Origin of the sequence: Myxococcus sp. RHSTA-1-4, assembly GCF_020037125.1 — a bacterium.
GTDB lineage: Bacteria > Myxococcota > Myxococcia > Myxococcales > Myxococcaceae > Myxococcus.
Genome location: NZ_JAIQDG010000007.1, coordinates 58,054 through 79,945, shown reverse-complemented (window position 1 = coordinate 79,945; position 21,892 = coordinate 58,054). Strand labels below are relative to the sequence as shown.

Annotated in this window: 14 protein-coding genes and 2 pseudogenes; 6 read left to right on the top strand and 10 right to left on the bottom strand. The window is 70.5% G+C overall.

All coding sequences use genetic code 11. The features are described from left to right. Positions 1–13: 13 nt before the first annotated feature. The 3 genes from K8638_RS12465 to K8638_RS12455 all read right to left on the bottom strand — a co-directional run bounded on the left by K8638_RS12465 (position 14) and on the right by K8638_RS12455 (position 7,067). The gene (locus K8638_RS12465) at positions 14–2,170 is read right to left on the bottom strand and encodes a kelch repeat-containing protein (protein ID WP_223754708.1); all 2,157 of its coding nucleotides are present in this window, start codon (positions 2,168–2,170) and stop codon (positions 14–16) included. A gap of 271 nt (positions 2,171–2,441) precedes the next feature. Continuing rightward, the gene (locus K8638_RS12460) at positions 2,442–6,029 is read right to left on the bottom strand and encodes a hypothetical protein (RefSeq protein WP_223754707.1); all 3,588 of its coding nucleotides are present in this window, start codon (positions 6,027–6,029) and stop codon (positions 2,442–2,444) included. A 114-nt stretch (positions 6,030–6,143) separates the two neighbouring features. After that, on the bottom strand, positions 6,144–7,067 hold the full coding sequence (locus K8638_RS12455; protein WP_223754706.1) for an oxygenase MpaB family protein: 924 nt from the start codon (positions 7,065–7,067) through the stop codon (positions 6,144–6,146). A 212-nt stretch (positions 7,068–7,279) separates the two neighbouring features. Between K8638_RS12455 and K8638_RS12450 the strand changes: the two genes are divergently transcribed. The 3 genes from K8638_RS12450 to K8638_RS12440 all read left to right on the top strand — a co-directional run bounded on the left by K8638_RS12450 (position 7,280) and on the right by K8638_RS12440 (position 8,900). After that, complete coding sequence (locus K8638_RS12450; RefSeq protein WP_223754705.1) at positions 7,280–7,630, top strand: hypothetical protein; 351 nt, start codon at positions 7,280–7,282, stop codon at positions 7,628–7,630. A gap of 155 nt (positions 7,631–7,785) precedes the next feature. After that, positions 7,786–7,941, top strand: coding sequence for a hypothetical protein (locus tag K8638_RS12445; protein ID WP_223754704.1), 156 nt, complete (start codon positions 7,786–7,788; stop codon positions 7,939–7,941). Positions 7,942–8,021: 80 nt separating this feature from the next. Further along, positions 8,022–8,900: a HEAT repeat domain-containing protein gene (locus tag K8638_RS12440; RefSeq protein ID WP_223754703.1), complete on the top strand. Its 879-nt coding sequence runs from the start codon at positions 8,022–8,024 to the stop codon at positions 8,898–8,900. A 383-nt stretch (positions 8,901–9,283) separates the two neighbouring features. On the opposite strand, the gene K8638_RS12435 is transcribed toward K8638_RS12440, so the two are convergent. Both K8638_RS12435 and K8638_RS12430 read right to left on the bottom strand, forming a co-directional pair. Next, positions 9,284–9,424 carry a hypothetical protein gene (locus K8638_RS12435; protein WP_223754702.1) on the bottom strand — a complete coding sequence of 47 codons (141 nt, stop codon included), beginning with the start codon at positions 9,422–9,424 and terminating at the stop codon, positions 9,284–9,286. A 371-nt stretch (positions 9,425–9,795) separates the two neighbouring features. After that, a pseudogene (locus tag K8638_RS12430) lies at positions 9,796–10,333 on the bottom strand (hypothetical protein); the annotation flags it as partial. Here K8638_RS12430 and K8638_RS12425 point away from each other — a divergent pair. Together K8638_RS12425 and K8638_RS12420 are read left to right on the top strand one after the other, a co-directional pair. Next, a complete protein-coding gene (locus K8638_RS12425) occupies positions 10,334–10,495 on the top strand; it encodes a hypothetical protein (RefSeq protein ID WP_223754864.1) in 162 nt (53 codons plus the stop codon). A gap of 113 nt (positions 10,496–10,608) precedes the next feature. Further along, positions 10,609–11,001: a GFA family protein gene (locus K8638_RS12420; RefSeq protein ID WP_223754701.1), complete on the top strand. Its 393-nt coding sequence runs from the start codon at positions 10,609–10,611 to the stop codon at positions 10,999–11,001. Between the two features lie 257 nt (positions 11,002–11,258). Here K8638_RS12420 and K8638_RS12415 read toward each other — a convergent pair whose 3' ends face one another. Then, a complete protein-coding gene (locus K8638_RS12415) occupies positions 11,259–15,590 on the bottom strand; it encodes an ELWxxDGT repeat protein (protein WP_223754700.1) in 4,332 nt (1,443 codons plus the stop codon). Positions 15,591–15,720: 130 nt separating this feature from the next. Next, a pseudogene (locus tag K8638_RS12410) lies at positions 15,721–15,828 on the bottom strand (Uma2 family endonuclease); the annotation flags it as partial. Positions 15,829–15,920: 92 nt separating this feature from the next. On the opposite strand from K8638_RS12410, the gene K8638_RS12405 reads away from it, so the two are divergent. Continuing rightward, the gene (locus tag K8638_RS12405) at positions 15,921–16,520 is read left to right on the top strand and encodes a hypothetical protein (protein ID WP_223754699.1); all 600 of its coding nucleotides are present in this window, start codon (positions 15,921–15,923) and stop codon (positions 16,518–16,520) included. Positions 16,521–17,533: 1,013 nt separating this feature from the next. On the opposite strand, the gene fdhA is transcribed toward K8638_RS12405, so the two are convergent. The 3 genes from fdhA to K8638_RS12390 all read right to left on the bottom strand — a co-directional run bounded on the left by fdhA (position 17,534) and on the right by K8638_RS12390 (position 21,807). Continuing rightward, positions 17,534–18,733 (bottom strand): formaldehyde dehydrogenase, glutathione-independent, encoded by a 1,200-nt coding sequence (gene fdhA / locus K8638_RS12400; protein ID WP_223754698.1) that lies wholly within the window; start codon positions 18,731–18,733, stop codon positions 17,534–17,536. A 170-nt stretch (positions 18,734–18,903) separates the two neighbouring features. Beyond that, entirely contained in the window at positions 18,904–19,983 is a 1,080-nt protein-coding gene (locus tag K8638_RS12395; RefSeq protein WP_223754697.1) for a porin, read from the bottom strand. Between the two features lie 228 nt (positions 19,984–20,211). Beyond that, positions 20,212–21,807, bottom strand: coding sequence for an acyl-CoA carboxylase subunit beta (locus tag K8638_RS12390; RefSeq protein ID WP_223754696.1), 1,596 nt, complete (start codon positions 21,805–21,807; stop codon positions 20,212–20,214). Positions 21,808–21,892 lie beyond the last annotated feature (85 nt).

The following is a 21,892-nucleotide window of genomic DNA, read 5'->3' as shown; positions in this document are numbered from 1 at the left end:
CGGCCGGCGCGGGCTACTCCAGGTACAGGTCGGCCGAGTCCAGGCTGGACGAGCCGCTGAAGCCCCCCGTCACCAGCACCTGCCCCGAGCCCAGGCGGGTAGCCGCGTGGTTGTAGCGCATCGCGCTCATGGCTCCGGTGGAGGCCCAGGCGCCGGTCGCCGGGTCGTACAGCTCCGTCGTGGCGAGCATCCCGCTGGTGCCGTCGAAGCCGCCCGTCACCAGCACCTTGCCGGACGGGAGCACCACGGCGGTGTGCCCCTCACGCGGCGTGCCCATGGTGCCGGTGGAGGCCCAGGCGCCGGTCGCCGGGTCGTAGAACTCGGCGGTGGCGAGCGTGCCCGCGTTGCCGAAGCCCCCCGTCACCAGCACCTTGCCGGACGGGAGCACCGCCGCGGCGTGGAACGCGCGCGCCGCGGACAGGGTACCGGCGGGGCTCCAGGCGCCGGTCGCCGGGTCATACAGCTCCGCCGTCGCGTGGAGGTCCACGTCGCTCAGTCCTCCCGTCACCAGCACCTTGCCGCTGGACAGCACCAGGGCCACGGCGCTGGCGCGCGGCGCGGACATGGGGGCCGCGGCCGTCCACGAGTTGGTGGCCGGGTCATACAGCTCCGCCGTGGCGAGCGTGCTGGTGGAGCCGAAGCCTCCCGTCACCAGCACCCGGCCATCGGGCAACAGCGCGGCGGAGTGCCGCTCGCGGCCGGAGGCCATGGCTCCGGCCGCCGTCCACACGCGGGTGGCCGGGTCATACAGCTCCGCCGTGGCGAGCACGCCCGTGCTCCCCTGCCCTCCCACCACCAGCACCTTTCCATCCGCCAGCCGCGTCGCGGTGTGCGAGCTGCGCGCCGTGAGGAGGTTGCCCGTGGCGCCCCACCCTCCGGTGATGGGGTTGTAGAGCTGCGCGTCGCGCAGCAGCGCCGTCTCTCCCATGCCACCCGCCACCAGCACCGTGTCGCCGGCCAGCAACGTGGACGTGTGGCCCTCGCGGCGCGCCGCGAGCTTCCCCTCTGCCGCCCACTGACCGCTCACGCGCTCCGGCGAGTAGAGCTCCGACATGAGGGGGTACAGCTCGACTGTGTCGTACTCACGGCCGCCCGCGAGGACGACGCGTCCCGAGGCCAGCACGGTGGCGGTGTGGCGCATGCGCGGCGCGAAAAGAGTGCCCGCGGCGCTCCAGGTGCCGGTGGCCGGGTCATACAGCTCGGCCGAGTCCAGCGTCTCGTAATCGGCCGAGCCGCCCGTCACCAGCACCTTGCCCGAGGGCAGCAGGCTCGCCGTGTGGTACATGCGGGACGTTGCCATGGCACCGGTGGAGGACCAGGTCCGCGTCGCCGGGTCATACAGCTCCGCCGTGGCCAGGTACCCGCTACCGCCATGGCCCCCCACGACGAGCACCTTGCCCGAGGGCAGCAACGTGGCGGTGGCGAAGAAGCGGTCCGTCATCATGCTCCCCACGGAAGTCCAGGTGCCGGTGGCCGGGTCGTACAGCTCCGCCGTGTTGCTGGAGCCACCTCCGGCGACGAGCACCTTGCCGTCGAGCAGCCTCGTCGCGGTGTGGCCCATGCGCCCGCGGCTCATCTTCCCCGCCGCCGTCCAGGCGCCGGTGGCCGGGTCGTACAGCTCCGCGGTGTCATAGTCGGCCCCCCAGTCGTCGCCTCCCGCCACCAGCACCTTGCCGTTGGACAGCAGCGTGGCGGTGTGGGCCTGCCGGGGCAGGGACATGCCGCCGGTGGGGGTCCAGGTGCCGGTGGCCGGGTTGAACAGCTCCGCCGAGCTCTTCTGCCAGCCCCCCGCCACCAGCACGCGGCCATCAGGCAGCAGGGTCGACGTGTGGAAGACCCGCGTGGCGTTCATGCTGCTGGCCGGGGTCCACGTGCCATGGCCCGGGTCATACAGCTCCACCGTGGCCTGGTCGACGTAGTAGCCGGAGGTCCACCCCCCGGTGACGAGCACCCGCCCGTCCTTCAACTGGGTGGCCGCGTGGTTGTAGCGCTCGGCGTTGATATCGCCCGCCGTCGTCCACGAGGCCGCCAGGGGGGCATGCCAGGTGGCCATCCGCGCCGGCTCCACCGGAGGCGCCACCGCCTCGGGTGCCGGGCCCCCACAGCCCAGGAGGGTGGTCCACAGGCCCGCCATCAGGCAGACCCAGTTCGTCTTTGCTTGCCAACGCATGTGCTGCTCCATCGGGCTCTCACCGCCCCTTCCGGGGAGCGGTGGGGACAAGGACCGTCTCCGGCGAAGGCCGGGGCGGGATTCCGCGCGGCGGTCCAGGCCACCGGGTGTGCCGTGAATACGCAGGCACCCGTGAAGACGGGTTGTCCGGTGAGCAGGGATTCGCCCCCGCGGGCAAGCACCGGCGCGAGAACACGACGGGCCGCGGAAGACAGTGCTTCCGCGGCCCGCGTGCGGATTCAGGACACCGGCGTGCGTGGTGCCGGTGTGACTACGGCGTCACCGGAGTCGGGTCGGACAGGCGCAGGCGCAGCAGCGTCGCCTGCGTCCAGGCCGCCCCCTCGAACTCCCCGGCGGCCGCATTCCGGGCGAGGATGTTGGTGACGGTGTCGTGCAGCCGCTGCTTGCGGCGGGTGAAGGCCGAGTCGATGTCCGTGACGACGTTGTAGGCGGGCAGCGTCCCGGCGTTGGCGAAGAACCGGTAGCTGTCCTGCACGTCGTTGAGGTCGTCATCCGCGGCGAGCACGTCCACGCCGGACAGCGCGGCGTCCGTGCCGTAGAGCAGGCCGCGCAGGTCCTCGTCGTGCTCCAGCGACAGCGGCAGGGCCAGCGCGATGAAGGACTCCCACAGGAGCTTGGAGCCCGCCAGCCGCTTCGCGCGGATGCCGAGGATGTCCCCCGCCTCCTCCATCCGGGTCGCGACGGAGGCGTAGAACGCACGCTGCTCCGCCGTCAGCCGCGCCCCCACCTGGCCGCGCACCTTCGCCACCAGGGCCTCGTCCTTCACCACGTGCGTCGCGGGGGCGGCGAAGAAGGCGTACCAGTTCTTCTGGATGAAGTAGTTGGTGGCCAGCGCCGTGTCCGGGTCGTACGTGGGGTTGGAGCTGTGGACGAAGTCGGTCGTCTCGATGTTCGTGCTGAAGGTGTGCCGGAACACCATCACGTTCTTCGCGACGCCCGCCTCCACGAACTTGTAGCGGATGTCCAGATACCCTTTCAGGCGGAACGTCCCGGTGTAGCCCCAGGGATTGGGCTCCGAGGAGACCAGCTCCCAGTGGCCCCCGACGCAGTGGCTGAGCTCGCCCTGGTCGAGGTCCAGGTTGTCCGCCGCCATGAGCGGACGGAGGGCGTCGTGGTTCCACCGGGACAGGTCCAGCGCCGTGGGCGCGGGCGTGGTCTCGGTATTCGTCCACGCGCCCCCGTTGCAGGTGAGCGGCACCACCGTCTGCTTCAGGTAGTGCGCCGTCGGGAGCTGGTCCGCGCCGCCGAACACGTCCAGCGTCGAGAGGTTCCTGCCCGGCACCTCCTCCCACGCCTCCTTGGCGCGGCCGAGCTCATCCTTCAGCTCCGTCCAGTGCCGCGTGTAGCGCTCCACCAGCTTGTCGAACAGCGGCTGGTCGATGTTCCGCAGCGCCGCGTCCAGCGCCGTGCCCACCGCCATGACCCTGTCGGTCCGGCCGAGCACCTGCGTCGCGTGCGCGGGGGACTCCTCGTTGAGCTGCGCATACGCCTCCGCGCCCGCCATCCACTCGACGGGGTTGGCCAACCCGACGCCGGACAGAGGCAGCGGACGTCCGAGCAGCCGCGTGGGGACCTCCCGCATGAAGTTGATGCTGTCGGCGTAGCCGAAGGGCTCGGGCTCGTTCTGGAGGAGCATCCGGCTCATGAGGGCGTTCAGCACCCCGTCCTCGGTGAAGTAGCTGCTGTCCCAGGACGGCGGGCCCGCGCAGATGAAGCCCGTGGCGTCCGTGGTGGCCCGGCTCAGGAACGCGCTCTCGCCCAGGCCGAACTTCTCGAAGGACAGGGGCTCCTGCATGCGCGCCTCATAGCCGAGGTAATAGGTGGTGGCATCCAGGAAGGGTTTGCGGTGCAGCTCGTCCATCATCGCGTAGATGTTCCGGTCCAGGCGCATCAGGTCGGTCTGCATCGAGTAGAGCGCGCGCTGCAGCTCGTTCACGTCGTAGTGCGTCTCGCCCAGCTCCCACTTCATCGTGTCCAGCCGGATCAGCAGCTCCGCGCGCAGGGCGTCCAGCTTCTTGTCGGTGCGGTCGAAGCGGGCCTCGAGCTTCTTGGCCATGCTCGCGATGAGCTCGCGCGTCTTGGCGGCCTCCGCCTTGACGACGTCCTGGACAGGCTCCTCGGGGGTGTCACTGAAGAGGGCCGCGAGCTGACCGACGGAGCCCAGCAGGTTGCCGGTGAAGAGCGCGGCGCTGATGACGTTGAAGCCGGTGGCGCCGAGCTGGAGGATGTTGCTCACCGCCTCCGCCGTCTTGATGGCGCTCTCGTGGTATTTCTGGACGGTGCCGAGGACCGAGTCCAGGGCCTTGCCGAACCTCGCCAGGTCCTTGGCGGCGGTCTCCTCGCCAATCTTCTTGTAGGCGTCCCCCAGCAGCTCCAGCGCGCTCGACACGCTCACCTTCACGTCCGACGTGCGGCTCTTGATGGTCTCCCCCTCCGCCTTGGCCGCCTTGATGGCCAGGGCGAGTGCGTCCTTCGCCTCGGTCTCCGAGGGCGCGGTGGCCGCCATGGCCGTCAGGCCCGTGGTGGCGGGCGACGTCTTCGACAGGCTGATGGCGGTCCGGTAGGCCTGCTCCGCCGCGTCGAGCGTGTAGAGGCTGGTGGCGTAGTCCTGGGCCATGTCGAGCCCATGCTTGCTCAGCGCGCTCACCTCGGCGTCGACGGCGGAGGGCAGCACCACCAGGCTGCCGTTGGCCTGGAGGTGCGCGAGCACGAAGCCCTTGAGGGGCTCGAGGGGATACGCCGTCAGCATGTCCCGGGCGCTCGTCGTGGTGAGGATGCCCAGCGTGGTGCCGATACGGCCCCCGTCCACCACCGCGGCCAGCTCGGGCCGGCCGCGCACCCCGTCGAAGAGCTCGGCCCAGGTGCCGGAGATGAACGCCTCGGCCTCCATGTACCGGTCCGTCTGGGGGAGGATGGCGGTGAGCTGGCGCCTGGCGTCCAGGCCCGTGCGCATGCTCTGGAGGACGGACCGCGCGTAGCGCGTGAAGCCCGCGGCTCCCGGCGACGTGTGGCCCAGGTAGGGCTGCACGTCGTCGAGCACGCGCAGCATCGTGCGGACCTCGGAGCCCACGCCCGTCAGCGAGGTGTCTCCGGCCCGTGCATCCAGGACGGAGGCCACGTTGGCCAGCCCCGCGGACAGCTCCGCGGCGGTGAGGGGCACGTACACGCCCGGCGGCTGCGCCTGTGCCGCCCGCTCCTGGTTCTCCCGGTCAATCTCCAGCATTCCCCAGGCCGTGCCCGCGAGGACGTGCAGCTTCGCGTCCTTCCTCGACAGCGCGGCCGCGGCGTAGATGCGGCGCTGCACGGCCTCGGCCGGCAGCCACACGTTCTGGATGCACTGCGTGCAGGTGATGGGCACGTCGAAGTCGGGGGTGCCCACGCCTCGCGCGGTGGCCCACTGCTGCGCGGCCCGCGCCTTCACCTCGTCCAGCGTCAGGCCCGCGGCGGCGCTCACCGTCCCCAGGAAGCCCGAGCCGCACAGCGAGTCCGACACGATGGGATGCGAGGCGGACCTGCACGCCAGGTACACGGGCGGATCACTCGGCTCGGCGTTCGGGTCCACGCCGCAGGCCGCGGACTGCATCAGGGCGTGGCACTTCAAGCTGTACTGGTAGCTACCGGTGCACGTCTTGGAGCCGAGCTCGACCTCCGAGCCCGCGCACGCCCCCGTCTCGAGGCTGGCCTCCCGCGACTCCGGAGATGCCTGCTCGGGCGCTTCTTCTGTCGCGCCACAGCCCCACAATCCCAGGGCGGCCAGCAGCGCGCCCAGCGCAGCGCGCCGCGGGGCGGCACCCGCCCACGCGCGCGCCGTGGCGCCGCCTCTCGTCACACATTCCACGACAACCCTCATACCGTTGCATTCCTTGGATGTTCTGGCCCCGCTGTTCATACGAAGCGGAGCTGGAAATCCGGCGCATCCCGAGGGTTGTTTTTCCCGCCGCGCGCCTCTTCCTCAGGGGCCGTCCCGCGGCGGGGCCCGGTGGGGCGAGCCATTCGCCGCGGCGCCGTGACTCACGGGACAGGTCTTCGGGAAGGTGCCGAGCTGCTCGACGGTGTAGCCGTTCGGGTAGCTGCGAATGTAGGTGCGGTCGCGGCCGAAGAGCGGCTCGCTTCGCGGAGCCAGCACGTAGCGCACGAACTTCCCGCGGGCCTTGAGCGCCAGGCGCGACACCGCCCGGCTGAGAGCGGATGGGTGGGAATAGCGGAACGCGTCGAGCAGCGCGGGCTCCATGAGGGAGCGGGCGAACAGGTCGAGCAGGGCCTTCGGCGCGAGGTGGTTGGGCGGAAAGGTGGCGAGCAGGTCGAGCGTGGCGTCGGCGACCGCCTTGCTGCGCTCATCGAAGGCGAAGTGCGTCGACTCGTAGCCGTCCATGAGCGTGACGAACGCGTCGAAGGTCTCAGGGACGTCCTGGATGCCCATGTGACGGCCGACGGCGCGGTAGTAGTTCGTCCACGCGGTCACCTCGTGCGGGGTGAACGGCCGCCAGCCGAAGTCCGCGAGCCAGCGCACCGGCGTCACCACGAAGGTGGAGAGCACGTAGCGCATGTCGTCATTGGAGATGTCGTAGGCGCCGTGCATCTGGTTCATGCGCCGGAAGGCACTCCTGCCGGGCTGGCTGGCCATGCCGTGCTCGAGGATGGTGTCGAGGATGAGCACGGTGTCGTCGTAGCGCTTCTGCGTGCGCTGGTTGAACTCCCCCGTCTCGTGCAGGAGCACGCCGATGCTCGGCACCGCGTAGGTGCGGAACAGCGCGAAGCTGAGCGCCTGGTTGATGTCCCAGGGGAACTCCTGGGTGGTGAGGATGCGCACGATCTCCTCGTACTGCGTCTGCGCATCGAGTTGGTCGGTGCGGTCACGTAGCGCGAAGCGGTTCATCCGGCCCCTCCTTCGAGAATGACCGCGAAGCCTAACCTGTTTCGCACCGCTACGGCTCAGGCGCTCTCCGCCGGGAAGAGGTGGAGATAGGGCCTGGCCTCTTCGAGCACGCGGGCGAAGGAGGGGCGCGGCGTCACCCTGTCCCGTATGATGCGAGACGCTGGCGCCGGGACGGCTTCTGTCCAGGCACGGCGTACCCAAGGAGACCTGTCATGCACCGGAAGATGATTCGCTGGGTGGCTGCTTCGTGCTTCGCGCTGTCCCTCTCCGCCTGTGGCCCCTCGGAGCCCCAGGAAGAGGCCGCGCCGATGGTGGAAGAGGTCGAGCAGGGCATCGGCTCGACGCCGCTGTGCATCAGCACGTCCACCGTGCAGGGCTACATCGAGTCCAAGACGGTGTGGGCCTCCGCCTGTGGCACCTGCGCCACGTATGCCGGCGGCGGCTTCGGGCTGCCGGGCAGCTACTACGAGCGGTGCTGCCAGCGGGACCTCATCGAGGGCGGCACGACGTGCGGGGCCTGGAAGTACATCAAGCCGGTCTGCTCCACCTGCACGCCGGACTGATCCGGCCGCTCAGAGTCGCCGTTCAGTGTCGCCCCACCCGGCCCGGCGTGAGAGACCGGGCCGGCCTTCCCTGCCGCCTCCGAGACGCGGCCGCTGGCACCGTCGAGAGGAGCGCTGGTACGTTGCCGCCGTGACGCAGCTTGAGAGGGCCGCGCGTGGAGAAGACGAGCATGCCGGATCGGCGAGTGGTTCTGGTGACAGGGGCGAGCACGGGATTCGGCCGGCTGATTGCGGAGACGCTGGCGCGGCACGGGCACATCGCCTTTGCCGGAATGCGTGACATGGCGGGGCGCAACCGCCGTTCGGCCTGACGATGCCGGGAACGGAGGAGGACCTCGCGCGCATCGCGGCGGACCCGAGCTCGCCCCGCCGTCGCGACGCCCTCCGGGCGATGCACCGCCTGCCCACGCTCGCGCCCGGCACGCGGGCGGTCATCGAGGCCGCGCTCGACGCTTCGGACGCGAGCATCCGCGCGGTGGCGCTCCGCCTCATCGGGCAGCACGGCCTGCCGCCTCCCAGGGCGCGCGACGCGCTTCGAGATCCGTCGCCCGAGGTGCGCATCGAGGCGCTGCGCATGCTCGCGAAGCACGGGCCCGCTGGACACGACGCCGCGCGCAGCGCGTTCCATGACTCCGACGCCGAAGTGGTAGTGGAGGCGCTGCACCGGCTCACGGGTGCGCTCACCGTGGACGAGGCGCTCCCGCTCCTCTCGAAAGAGCGCGACCCGCGGGTCGTGAAGGCGGCGGTCAGCGCGATACAGAGGGTGAAGGCCGAGCCGCTCGCCGCGCCGCTGTTCGAGGTCGTCCGCCGCCTCGACACGCACAACAACTGGGGCGCGCTGTGCACGCAGATCTCCGGTGGCGTCGCACCGCGCGAGGTACGGGAGGCGGCGCTCGAGCTCCTTTTGAGCCGCATCGAAGGGCAGGCCGCGCCCACCGGCGTCTCGTGGCTCGATGTGCGGCGGCTCGAGTCGTTCGTCCGGGCAAGCAACGCCCCCGAGAGCGAGCGTGCCTCGGTCGTCGACGCGCTCGTGCGCCTCACGCGGCATCGGGACGCGTTCACGCGCTATGACGCCGCGGAAGTGATCCGCGGGCTCGCCGTGGACCACGCGACCCGGCGCTTCGTGCTGCGTGACGACGTGAAGGAGGCCCTCGTGGCGCTCGCGCCAGACACGGCCATGCCCGTCAGGAGCACGGGCACTGGCGGGCAGTCGACGGCGTGGAGCGTCGGCAGAATGGCGGAGAAGGCCCTCGACGCGCTCTTGTCATGACCTCTCCGTGCGCCTTGCGTTCGAGCGCCAGGCGCTGGCGCCGGAGATGTGGTGCATCGGCGCACAGTATGGGGTTCCCCTGTCCATTGACGATTGTCAGACCCGGCCCCGATGCTACGGCTTTCGCGCGTAAGGAGGCTTCTCGTGAAAATCCAGAGTTCCGGTAGCAAGCCCCTCGTCACCCTCCCCCCGCAGTCAGCGCCGCGGCCGAGTGCGCCGAGCGTTGCGCGGGCTTCGCAGCCGGCCAGCGGGTTCGACAGGTTCGAGGCGGCCCGCGACGTCTCCCGGCTCTCGCCGGCGGGCGGCCCCTCGGTGGCGTCGACCGCCGTGGCCGTGCGCGCGGGCTCGCCCGACGTGCGGCGCGCGCTCGACACCAGCGTGGGTCAGCTGGGCAGTGGCGGACGCACCGTCTTCGACAACGTCAACCAGTCGGAGGCGGCGGTGCGCCGCAACGCCGCGCGCAACGAGCCCTGGACGATGGAGCGCATCTCGAGCAACCCGGACGCCTTCCTGCGCAACGTCACCCAGCTCGATGGAAACGCGCGCACCCGCGGCGACCACACCGCGTGTGGCCCCACTGCCCTGATGATGGGAATGATTGCCGCGCGCCCCGAATCCATTCGGGAGTTCGCCACGAAGCTCATCGGCGCGGATGGCCAGCCCACCGCGGCCGCTCAGGCGCTGCTGAGCGCCCCGCGGGCCCCCCAGACGCTGGCGGCGCTCAACGCGATTCGCAGCGGCACCTTCTCCGCGCGAGACGTCACCACGCTCTCGGATCAGCTGCTCGGGCGCAACCCCGACACCAGCGGCCAGCAGCTGATGGCGCTGCGCGCGACCATCACCCGCCTTGGCGTCAACGTGCCGCGAATCGAGCTGCAGCAGTTCGGTGCGCCGGTAAGTGACGTTGCGCCACGTCGCCGAGCCACACCGCATCCCAGCCCACCACCGCCTCCCCATAGACGGAGAAGCCGTCTGGGAAGGGCGATTCAGCGAGCGGCGCTCCCTCGGAGCCCGCGGCATGGAAGCGCGCCAGCTCGTAGTCCGGGCCGAAGAAGCCCTGCCGGAAGCCGCCGTGCTGCCTGCGCACCTCCAGCCGCGCCAGCACGTCTATCGTGGGGGTGACAGCATCCGCGCCAAGACCCGCCACCGCGCCCCATGCGCCGCCTTCACCTGGCCGGCCGCCCCAGCCCGCCAGCACGTGCAACTCGAAGCCGCGTCGCACGAGCACCACCGCCGTCGCGTCCAGGTGCGCCAGCGTCACCGAGGGCGCGCGTCCTCCGGGCCCGGCCCCAGTCATGCACGGCAGAGAGCGCCAATGTGTAGCGCCCCTTCTGGCGAGGCGGGCCGAAGAGGACGTGCTGCACGTCCAGCTCGACTTCCGCCCCCACGAGGCGAGCCCCCAGCACATCCGACGCGAACGCCTCCAGGTAGACATGAAGGGCTCCAAGCACCATCTGGTGTACCAGCGTGCCCGAGTCCGTCACCCCGAGCGCTGGAGCCGCGACACGCGCGACTGGACGCCGGCGGGCCCCGTCCGCCTCGGCCCCTCTCCGAACCTCACCCCAGCCGTGCAGGAGCAGAAGCACATCGGCTGAACCCTCACGCGACAACGACCTTGACGCTCACCGCCTTCGGAATCAGGAAACTCCAGGCGCCCGGTCCAAGAACACGCGCTTCTTGGAGACTATCAACAGGTTATAATGGAACGATGAAAACGGGCGGATGCGCATGCGGCGCAGTGAGGTACACGGTCACCCTCGAGCTGACCCCTGTCACGTTCTGCCACTGCTCGAAGTGCCGTCGCTGGCATGGACACGTCGGGGCTTACACCGCCGTCGACCGCCCCGGTTTTCAGCTCACCGAGGAGCGCGGGCTCAGGTGGTACGCGGCGTCGCCGACCGTGCGGAGGGGCTTCTGCGGCGAGTGCGGCTCGAGCTTGCTATGGGACGAAGAGGGCGCGCCGAAGATGTCGATCTGTGCGGGTACCCTCGATGCCCCGACTGGGCTGGGGCCGAAGGCACACATCTACCTGGGGAGCAAAGGCGACTATTACGAAGTGCCTGAAGACGGCCTCCTGCGGCGAGCAGAGTTCACTCGCTGAAGCGTGGTCCGCCACGCTCCGGCGCTCCGAATTCGAGCCCCCACACGCCGGCAGCTCGCCGTCCATCACGCGCCAGTGCACTGCGCCTCGTCACCACCGTCGCACTGGGGCCTCCAGCATCTGGAGCGACCGCCGCTACCTCGACATGTCCCTCCTCAACCCCGACCCACAGCAGCCGCCGCTCCGTCACCACAGCATGCCCCGCGCCTCGGTGACGCCGGGCACGCTGGCCAGTTCCAGCGCGCGCGCGTCCCGGGTCAGGCGCGCGAGCGGCGACGGGCCGCGACCCACGCCAGCAGAGCCAACGCGCTCCAGCCGAAGCCGGTGGAAGCCGGGCCGGAAGAAGCACACCCGAGGCCCAATTCCTCGGTGGGCTCCACCGCCACGGGCGTGCGCTTCACCGTCACGTGGAAGGTGCAGCGGGAGGTATTGCCCGCCGCGTCGGTGGCGGTCACCTCCACCGGCGTCCGCCCCGGCTCGAAGAGGCTGCCCGACGCCACGCTGCTGCTGACCACGGGTGTGGAAGCGGCGTCAGTGGCGCCAGGCAGGGTGAACTCCACGCGCGCGTCCTGGAGGCGGCGCACCGTCACCTCGATGTCCGCAGGACAGGAGACCGTGGGCGCGGTGGTGTCGCGCACCGTGACGGTGAAGGTACACGTGGCCCGGTTGTCAGCCGCGTCCGTGGCCGTCAGCGTGACGGCCGTGGAGCCGAAGGAGAACGCACTGCCCGGCTCGTGGCTCGCTGAGAGGACGGGCGAGGCCGAGACAGCGTCCGTGGCCGTGGGAAGCACGAAGTCCACGTTGGCGCCCCCCGGCCCCGTCGCCTCCACGACCTGGTCCGCGCCGCAGGTGAGCCCCGGAGCCGTCGTGTCGCGAACCGTGACGGCGAAGGCGCACGTGCTCACGTTGCCCGCGGCGTCACGCCCCGTCACCGTGACGGGGGTGGTGCCCAGCGCGAACACCGCGCCCGACTCCTGGCTGTAGCTGATGGCCGGAGCGGAGACGGCATCCGTGGCGGTGGCCGCCACATACTCCGCGCGGGCGCCGGCGGGGTCGGTCGCCTCGACGACGACAGGGGCCGGGCAGGAGACCGTGGGCGCGGTGGTGTCCCGCACGGTGACGGTGAAGGAACACGAGTCCGTGCGCTCCCGCTCGTCCCGAGCCGTCGCGGTGACCCGGGTCTCTCCCAGCGAGAAGACCGCCCCGGACGGGTGGCTGTACGTCACCGACACCGCTCCGGTGCCCGTGGCGGTGGCCCGCGGATAGTCGACGGCCGCGCCCCCGGCGCCCGTGGCCTCGGCGGCGACATCCTCCGGACAGGTGATGGCCGGCGGAGCCGCCTCGCGCACCGTCACCGAGAAGGTGCACGAGGAGTCATTGCCCGCCTCGTCCATCGCGCTGACGGTGACGACGGTGATGCCCATCGCGAACGTCGTCCCCGAGGCCTGGCTGTACCCCACCGTCACCGGCGACACGGCATCCGAAGCAGTGGCCGCCGGGTACTCCACCGTCACGCCCTCGTTGCTCGTCGCCACCGCCGTCACATCGTCGGGGCAGGCGAGGTCCGGGGCCGTGGTGTCGCGCACCGTGACGATGAAGGAACAGGTGGCGGTGTTGCCCGCCTCATCCCTCGCCGTGACGACGACGCTCGTGGCCCCCAGCGGGAACGTCGCGCCGCGCGCGTGGCTGTAGCTCAGCTCCGGGCTGGCCGTGACGTCATCGCTCGCCCCCGCCGGTGGGTAATCCACCACCGCGCCCTGCGAGCTCAAGGCCTCGGCCACCACGGGCGCGGGACAGGTCACCGAGGGAGGCGTCAGGTCCACCACATCCTCCGCGCGCCACAGCTCGGCGCCATGGAGGCCGTCATCGAACTGGAAGTACAGGGAGTCTCCGACGAGGAGGAAGCCAGACGGCGAGGTGGCTCCCGTCCCGGGAAGGTCGAGGAACAGCCGCGTCCCCTCCTCGGTCCCATCGCTCAGCCAGACGTTGGCGCTGCCGGCGGAATCGAACGCGCGGAAGACCAGCCGCCCGTCGATGACCGTCAGGAAGTCCGGGGTCGAGTCGCTGGCACCGGCATGGATGTCCTTGACGAGCACCGTGCCCGCCTCGGTCCCATCCGAGCGCCACAGCTCCCAGCCATGGACGCCATCATGCGCGGTGAAGAAGAGCCTCCCCTGGAAGGCGATGAACCGACTGGTGAGGACGGACGCGCTGCCTGGAGCCATGTCCCTGACGAGCACGGTGCCCGCCTCCGTACCGTCGCTCTTCCACACCTCCGTACCGGAGCTGCCGTCGTTCGCCGTGAAGTAGAGCAGCCCTCCCGCCGCCGTGAGGTTCCCGGGGAGAGAGGTGCTGGAGCCAGGCATGATGTCCTTGACGCGCACGGTGCCCGCCTCCGTCCCATCGCTCTTCCACAGCTCGAAACCGGAGGAGGCCTCCTGGGCGACGAAGAAGAGCGCGCCGCCTACCGAGGTGAGGGAGCGGGGGTTGGAGCCGCTGGAGCCGGGCATGATGTCCTTGACGCGCACGGTGCCCGCCTCGGTGCCATCGCTCTTCCACAGCTCGTAGCCGCTGGTGCCGTCACTGGCCACGAAGTAGAGCGTGCTCCCCACGCTGACGGGCGGGGTCTCCTCCATGCCCCCCTGGTAGAGGCCGGGCATGATGTCCTTGACGCGCACGGTGCCCGCCTCGGTGCCATCGCTCTTCCACAGCTCGTAGCCGCTGGTGCCGTCACTGGCCGCGAAGTAGAGCGTGCTCCCCACCCGGGTGAGGCCGGGCCGGGAGAACGCTCCCTCGCTCCCCGGCCGGATGTCCTTGACGCGCACGGTGCCCGCCTCGGTGCCATCGCTCTTCCACAGCTCGGGGCCGCGGACGCCGTCGTTGGCGACGAAGTAGAGAACCCCGTTCATCGGCATGTGCGCGGTCGGACCGGTGCTCGAGGGGAACGGCAGGAAGTCCTTCAAGAGGCGGGTGCCCGCCGCCGTGCCATCGCTCCTCCACAAGTCCACACCGGTCGCGGTGGTGGCCGTGAAGAGCAGCGTGCCGTTCAGGTCCATCACGGGCGTCGGGGACGAGCTCCGAGGAGTCGTCTCGATGTTCCGGACCAGCGCGGTGCCCGCCTCCGTCCCGTCGCTCCGCCACAGCTCCCGGCCGTACAGGCCATCATCCGCCGAGAAGTAGAGGATGCCACCGCGGGCGACCAGCGAGCTGGGCGACGAGCCCGAGGCGCCGGGCCTGATGTCCTTGACGCGCACGGTGCCCGCCTCCGTCCCATCGCTCTTCCACAGCTCCCGGCCACCGATGCCGTCATCCGCCACGAAGAAGAGGGTATCGCCCACGGCGGTGAGCCCATCCGGCGAGGGGCTGGTGAAGCCCGGGCGGATGTCCCTGACACGCCGGGTGCCCGCCATGGTGCCGTCGCTCTTCCACAGCTCCCGGCCACTGAAGCCGTCATCCGCCACGAAGAAGAGGGTGTTGCCCACCGCGGTGAGCAAGGACGGCGAGGCACCCGTGGCACCGTACAGGATGTCCAGGACGCGCACGGTGCCCGCCTCCGTCCCGTCGGTCCTCCACAGCTCCCGGCCACTGCTGCCGTCGTCCGCCACGAAGAAGAGGGTGTTGCCCACGGGGGTGAGCAGGGACGGCGAGGCCCCCGAGGCGCCGGGCAGGATGTCCCGGACGCGCACGGTGCCCACCTCCGTGCCGTCCGTCCTCCACAGCTCGTTTCCGCCGGTGCCGTCATCCCCCACGAAGTAGACGGCGCCATTCCAGACGGTGAAGGGCACGTAGGTCCACGGGGACACGAAGTCGCCGGAGCCCGGGTTGAAGTCCTTGATGAGCACGGTGCCCGTCCCGGTGCCATCACTCCGCCACAGCTCGTATCCCATGCCGGAAGTCCAGCCCGCGAACACCAGGGTGCCACCGAGGTTCGCGAGCGAGTGGACCGCCTCCAGCGAGGCCCCCGAGGGATTGACCCTGGAGGTACCGCCCTCGGTGCCGTCGCTCCGCCAGAGCCGGGGGCTCTCATAACCAGAGCCCGCCAGGAAGTAGAGGAGGCCGTTCCTGGGGGTGAGCAATGACGGCTCCGCATGGGCGCCGGGCTCCGCGCCCAGTCCCACGTTGATGTTCTTGACGAGCATCGTGCCCAGCGGGGTGCCGTTGGTCTTCCACAGCTCCCTGCCGCTCCAGCCATCGTCTGCGACGAAGTACACGGTGTCCCCGACCGCCGTGAAAGCAGACGCGCCCGGGAAGGCCAGCGAGGAGATGGCCGCGATGCGCACGGTACCGGCCTCGGTGCCATCGCTCCGCCAGGGCTCTCCGCCCGCGAGCGCGTCGAAGGCCTGGAAGTAGAGCGTGCCGTTGGCGTTCGCCAGGAACACGGGAGTGGAGTCGGCATCGCCGGGCCACACGTCCACCGCCAACCGCGCCACCGGCGGCGTCCCGGTCCCCAGCACCCGTGCCGACCGCGTGCTCTCCGGCGGGGCGGATTCCTCCAGCACCTCGCCACAACCGCTCACCGCCGCGACGCACACCCACAAGCTGGCGAGCAGGCCCCGCCCCCCCAGCGTTCCACGTCTCTGTCCGCGCATCCTGTCCCGCCTGTCTCCGAGGCCGCCCCGGCACACGCGAACCAAGGCGTGCGCTCCAGGGCGGAGCAACGGGCGGGAGCATCCCCGGACGGCGGTGGGTAGAGCAACCCCCGGTCAGTACGCCAAGACCCTCTGGTACGAGCGGGATGCCGACGACGTCCGGAACCTCCGGCATCCGCTCGCGCCGCCAGCCCGCGAGGTCGGGGACCAGCACGTCGCCGCCCAGGTGCAGGCGGGGCCCCTGGCGTGGGTGTATTCAGGCTGACATGCGCCTGGGGGTGGTGCTGGACTCGCGGGTGGGCAAAGGCAATCGTGCGTCGAGGGAGAAAAATGAAGATTCAATCACTCATCAAGGTGGTCGCCGTGGCGTCGCTGGCGGGATGTGCCTCCACCCCCGCCACCAGTCGCAATGTCAGCCCCGACTTCAGCTTCTCGGAGCGCTCGGACCTGGGCCTGGTCGTCCTCTCCGGAAGGCTCTCCAACGACTGCAAGTACGGCGAGAATCCCAGGGCCACCCTCTTCATCTACAGCGACTTCGACAAACTCCACCCCGTCGGGAAGGTTCCCCTGGACGCCGCCTCCTCCTTCGGAGCGAGCGCCCCGGCCTCCGGCGTGCGCTTCGCCACGAGGGAGCTGCGACCGGGCTCGTATGAAATCCGGGAGGTGGCCTTCGAGCACGTCAGCCTCATCAGGACGCACCTGGACATTCCCTTCCGTGTCGAGGCGGGGAAGGCGGTCTACCTGGGTGAGATCCACGCGAGCCTGCTCAACTGCAATGGGTTCCCCGCCTACAACCTGCAAATCAGCGATGCGTGGGAGCGGGACCGCCAGTTCCTCCAGGACGAGTTGAAGAACGTGCGCCCGGAAGAGGTCGCCAAGGCCGTGGTCCAGTGCCCCGAGAAGGTCGCGTGCACGGGTCCCATGCCGTAACGGCGGCTCGTGGCGGGTGCTCGCCGGCTCAGGCCACCACGGCGTGGAGCAAGGAGTGTCACTAGCCAACCGCATGGGGCCACCCATAGCCAGGGTCATGGGGCCGGGTGGAAACGCGAGCGACCGGGCCTGTTCATGCCACTGACCCGGCCTCCGCGTCCACCCGGGAGCCTTCCGCCTTGAGGAAGGACTCCCCCCTGTTCAGGCCACCGGTGAGTGTCAACGTAGATGTCGCGTGAGAGGATTAAGCCGAGCGCTTCAGCTCCTGCAGTGCCTGGGTGGGGTGCGGGGAGGGGCCGAGGCGCACGGGTCTGGAGAGTGCGCAGTAATCTCACGAACTCACTGTCTCATCCGCGTTGACTGGTTCCGCAGCACCACCTCGGAGCCGTGGAGCTTGCCCGGTGCGCGTCGGAGCCGTAGAGCTTGCCCGGCGCGCGGTGGTGGCCAGGGGGCGTGCCGAGTACCCCCTCGGGGCCGTGGAGTTTGTCCGTGCGCGGTGGACGCAACCCATGCCGAGCGCCACCTGGGAGCCGTGGAACTTGCCCGGTATGCGGTGGCAGCCACGGCCTACGCCGAGCACCACCTCGGGCCGTAGAGCCCTCCCGGCGCGCAGTGGCAGCGAGCACCGAGAACCACCTCGGAGCCGAGGAAGCGGGCTCCAGAAGCACGGCGGCGGGTACCGGGTGACAACGCTGGAAGAAACGCCAGCGCTCACGCCAGGGCGCGCCGTTGGTCCCTCCAGGCGGCGCCGGCTGTCACGCCAGGGTGCGCCGTGCGTTCTGGCGCTTCTGCTGTTTCCCCGCTGCATTGTCTGTGTGCCGTGCTGGCAAGCGTGGGCGCTGCCCGCTGTCCTGGTGGGCTCCACGCACCGGAGCGGCGCCTGTCCGACGCAGGCGCGCTCGTCTGGATACGCCTGAAAGCGCCCGAATACGCCCCATGTCCAAACGCGCGGCACTTGGGCACCGTGGGCGCCATGATTCACGCCACACAGATCGAACCCGCCACCTCCAGGCTCACGCCGCCTTCTTCAACATCCCATGCGGGTCGAGCACGAACTTCCGTGCCACGCCCGTGTCGAACTCGTGGTACCCGCGCGCCGCGTCCTCGAGCGGGATGACGGTGGCGTTGACGATCTTCGCGATGGGCAGCCGGCCGTGGAGGATGGCCTGCATGAGCTGCCGGTTGTAGCGCAGCACCGGCGTCTGCCCCGTGAAGAACCGATGTGACTTCGCCCAGCCCAGGCCGAAGCGCATGCGCAGGTTGCCCTGCTTCGCGGCCTCGTCCTTCGCGCCCGGATCCTCCGTGACGTAGAGCCCCGGAATGCCAATGGCGCCGCCGGCCCGGGTAATCGCCATCAGCGAGTTGAGCACCGTGGCCGGCATCTCCGTCACGTGCAGGGCCCCATGGCCTCGCGCCTCGAAGCCCACCGCGTCCACGGAGGCGTCCACCTCCGGCACACCGACGACGGCCTCGATCAGCTCCTCGAGCTTGTCACTCTTCGTCAGGTCGATGGGCTCGAAGCCCACGGACTTCGCGTGCCGCAGCCGCTCCGCGTTCATGTCGCCAATCATCACCACCGCCGCCCCCAGGAGCTGCGCCGAGGCCGCGGCCGCGAGCCCCACGGGCCCCGCTCCGGCGACGTACACGGAGGACCCCACCCCGACGCCCGCGCACACCGCGCCGTGAAAGCCCGTCGGAAGGATGTCCGACAGCATGGTCAGGTCCTGGATCTTCTCCAGGGCCTTCTCCTTGTTGGGGAAGCGGATGAGGTTGAAGTCCGCGTACGGCACCAGGACGTACTGGGCCTGGCCTCCCACCCAGCCGCCCATGTCCACGTAGCCGAAGGCGCCCCCGGCACGGGCCGCGTTGACGTTGAGGCACACGCCCGTCTGCTGCTCGCGGCACGTGCGGCAGCGGCCACACGCGACGTTGAAGGGCACCGTGACGAGGTCACCGATGTCGAGGTACTCGACGTCCTTGCCCTTCTCGATGATCTCCCCGGTGATTTCATGCCCCAGCACCAGCCCCGCGGGAGCCGTGGTGCGGCCCCGCACCATGTGCTGGTCCGAGCCGCAGATGTTGGTGGAGACCACCTTGAGGATGACCCCGTGCTCGATGGGCTTCCCCCGCGGATTCACCATCTTCGGATAGTCGATGGACCGCACCTCCACCTTGCCGGGACCGAGATAGACGACGCCACGATTGCTCGCCATGGACGGACTCCTCCTGAGGCTGCCCCGCCGCTTCGCGGAAGAAGACACCCTCGGAAGAAGCTGGCGACCGCTGGCGGCTCCGGCACGGAGGGCAGCGCCCTCCCCTGCTTCAGGACGCTCCACTGTCCATGCGGCGAGGAAGGAGCCGTGGGCAGCGCGTGCCGCCCGTCTCAGAAGGACGCGTCGAGCTGGAGCCGGACGAGGTGGCGGTCCAGCCCCGCTGTTCCGAACTGGTAGGCGTAGTCGCCCTGCACCTTGAAGGCATGCCCGTTCAGGTAGGCATTCAGGCCCACGCCCACCTCCCGTCCCTGCTGGGCCACCTGGGCGGCGAGCGCGGGGTCGCTGCCCGAGCGCGCCCACTCCATGTCCACGCGCCCGGCGGCCTCCAGCCTCGAGGTGAGCATGTAGCCCGCCTGCAAGAGGTAGCCCCAGCCGGAGCGGGACCACTCACGGGCGGGCTGCCCGTTGACGACGCCCTCCAGGAAGGGACGAGACGCGTTCCGGTAGAGGACCTCCGCGAGCACGGAGAGGCCGCGGTACTTGAACACCGTGTCCGCGGCCGCGTGCACGTAGTCGAACGTGCCGAACGTGAGGGTGCTGCCCGTCAGGCTGCGCTGCCGGTTCGTCTTCTGGTTGTACGCGCCGGCCACCCCCACCATCAGCCGCGGCTTCGGCAGCCGCTGCAGGTCCCCTTCCGAGTCGTCGTCGAAGGCGCCGAAGGGCCGCACCGCGAAGCGGGCGACGTAGAGCAGGCCCGGCGTCGTGCTCCCGACCCGGTTGCGCCCCTCGCCTCCGAAGAGGCCGAGGTTGTAGCTCAGGCGCCCTCCCTTCCCGAAGAGGTCGGCCGAGGACAGCATCACCCCCACGTCCCGGTCCAACGCCAGCTCGCCGATGATGATGGGCCGGTCGACCAGCTGCAGGCTCGACTCGCGGATGGTGCGCGCGCGGTCGAAGGGCACGAAGAACTGGCCCACGCGGACGTTCAGGTCCCGCCGGGCCGTGTACTCAATCCAGGCATCGAACAGGGGGACCGGCGAGCTCGCATCCACGTCGGTGACTCCGAACCCGAGCTGCAGCGCGTACTTGAGGTCCGGGTCCAGGACATGGCCCTGGAGAACGAGGCGCACCGTGCGGACCGCCTGCTCCTGGGTCCACCGCCGCGGCGCCCCTTCCACGTCCTGGCCCGTCACCGTCTCCCGCATCTGGGCGCGTGCGCGCAGGTTGGCGGAATACGACCCGTCATCCGCCACGAGGGTGAAGCCCCTTCCGGGCGCGGCGGTGAGGGTGACCCCCTTCGATGGTGGCGGCTTCGGCGCGGGCTCGGATGGGGCGCCCGAAACCGGAGGGGCTTCGGGGGGCGCGGATTGAGCCCACGCTCCCATGGAGAGCGCCAGGGAAGAGAGGAGGACGACCTTCGTGGAGACGCGGGAGGCTGGATTGGACATCGGAATGACGGTCAAACGTGGAGGGTACGGCCCTCACCAGGTGTCGATGAACCTGCGCCGTCCCTCGCGCACCGGGCGGGGGACGGAGCGCAGGCCGCGGAGAATCCAGGAGCGCGTCTCCGCGGGGTCTATCACCGCGTCGAGCTCCAGGAGCGAGGCCATGTTGATGGCCCTTCCCCGCTGGTGTGCCTCGGCAATCATCGCCCGGGCCATCTCCTCCCGGGCCTCCGGGTCCTCGATGGCGTCGAGCTGCTTGCGCATGCCGATGCGCACCGCGCCCTCCAGGTTCATCCCCCCGAACTCGCCCGTGGGCCAGGACACGTTGAAGACCGGCGCGTGGAAGTGCCCGCCCGCCATCGCCTGCGCCCCGAGCCCGTAGCCCCGCCGCAGGACGACGCTGAAGAACGGGACGGAGAGGCTGGCGGCCCCCACGAACATCCGGGAGACGTGACGCACCAGGGCGGTCGTCTCGGCCTGCGGCCCCACCATGAACCCGGGGGTGTCGCACAGCGACACGATGGGAAGTCCGAAGGCATCACAGAGCTGGAAGAAGCGCGCGGCCTTGTCGGCGGCGTTCGCGTCGATGGCCCCGCCGAGGTGGAACGTGTCGTTCGCGATGAGCCCGAGCGGCTGTCCCTCGATTCGCGCCAGCGCCGTCACCAGGCTTCGCCCGAAGTCCCGGCGCAGCTCGAGCACGGAGCCGCCGTCCGCCAATGTCTCGAGGATGGGGCGGATCTTGTACGCACGGCGGCGGTTCTCCGGCAGGGCCGCGCGCAGCGTCTCCTGGTCCGCGCACGTCCCTGGCGCCGTCGCGCCCTGGAAGTAGGAGAGGTACTTCTTCGCGACGGCCACCGCCTCCGCCTCGTCGCGCACCCGGACGTCGATGACGCCGTTGCGCGTCTGCACGTCCGCGGGGCCAATATCCTCCGGAGCGAACGTCCCCAGACCGCCGCCCTGGATCATCGCCGGGCCGCCCATGCCGATGTTGCTGCCGTCCGTCGCGATGATGACGTCGCAGCATCCCAGCAGCGCCGCATTCCCCGCGAAGCAGCGCCCGGAGGCGATTCCGACGCGCGGGACGAGCCCCGAGAGCGAGGCGAACGACAGGAAGCTGGGCGTGTCCAGCCCCGAGACGGTGTGCGTGTCCGTGTCGTTCGGGCGCCCGCCGCCCCCCTCGGCGAAGAGCACCACCGGCACGCGCCACTGCGCGGCGAGCGCGAGCATGCGGTCCAGCTTCCGGTGGCCCACGAGCCCCTGGGTGCCGGCGAAGACCGTGTAGTCGTACGCGAGCACCAGGGCGCGCGCCCGCTCGTCGTCGAAGAGGGCGCGGTTGACGGTGCCGAGCCCGCAGACGATGCCGTCCGCGGGGCTGGCCCGGATGAGGTCCTCCATGGAGCGGGTCGAGCGCTGCGCCGCGAGCGCGAGCCCCCCGTACTCGACGAAGCTCCCGGGGTCGACGAGGTCGTCGATGTTCTCCCGAGCCGTGCGCTGGCCCGTCTTCCGCCGCCGGGCCACCGCTTCCGGGCGGCCGGCGTCCGAGGTCGCCGCGAGACGCTCCCGGAGCTCCGCGAGCTCCGAGCGGACCGCGGCGGTGGATGACGGCCGGCCGTCGTCGTTCGTGTCGCTCATGAGCGTGGGATGATGCCTCGGCGGGCCCCGCGGGCACCAGGGACGCCACGGCCCGGGGCTCCCCGCCGGCATCCCCGGACCGCCA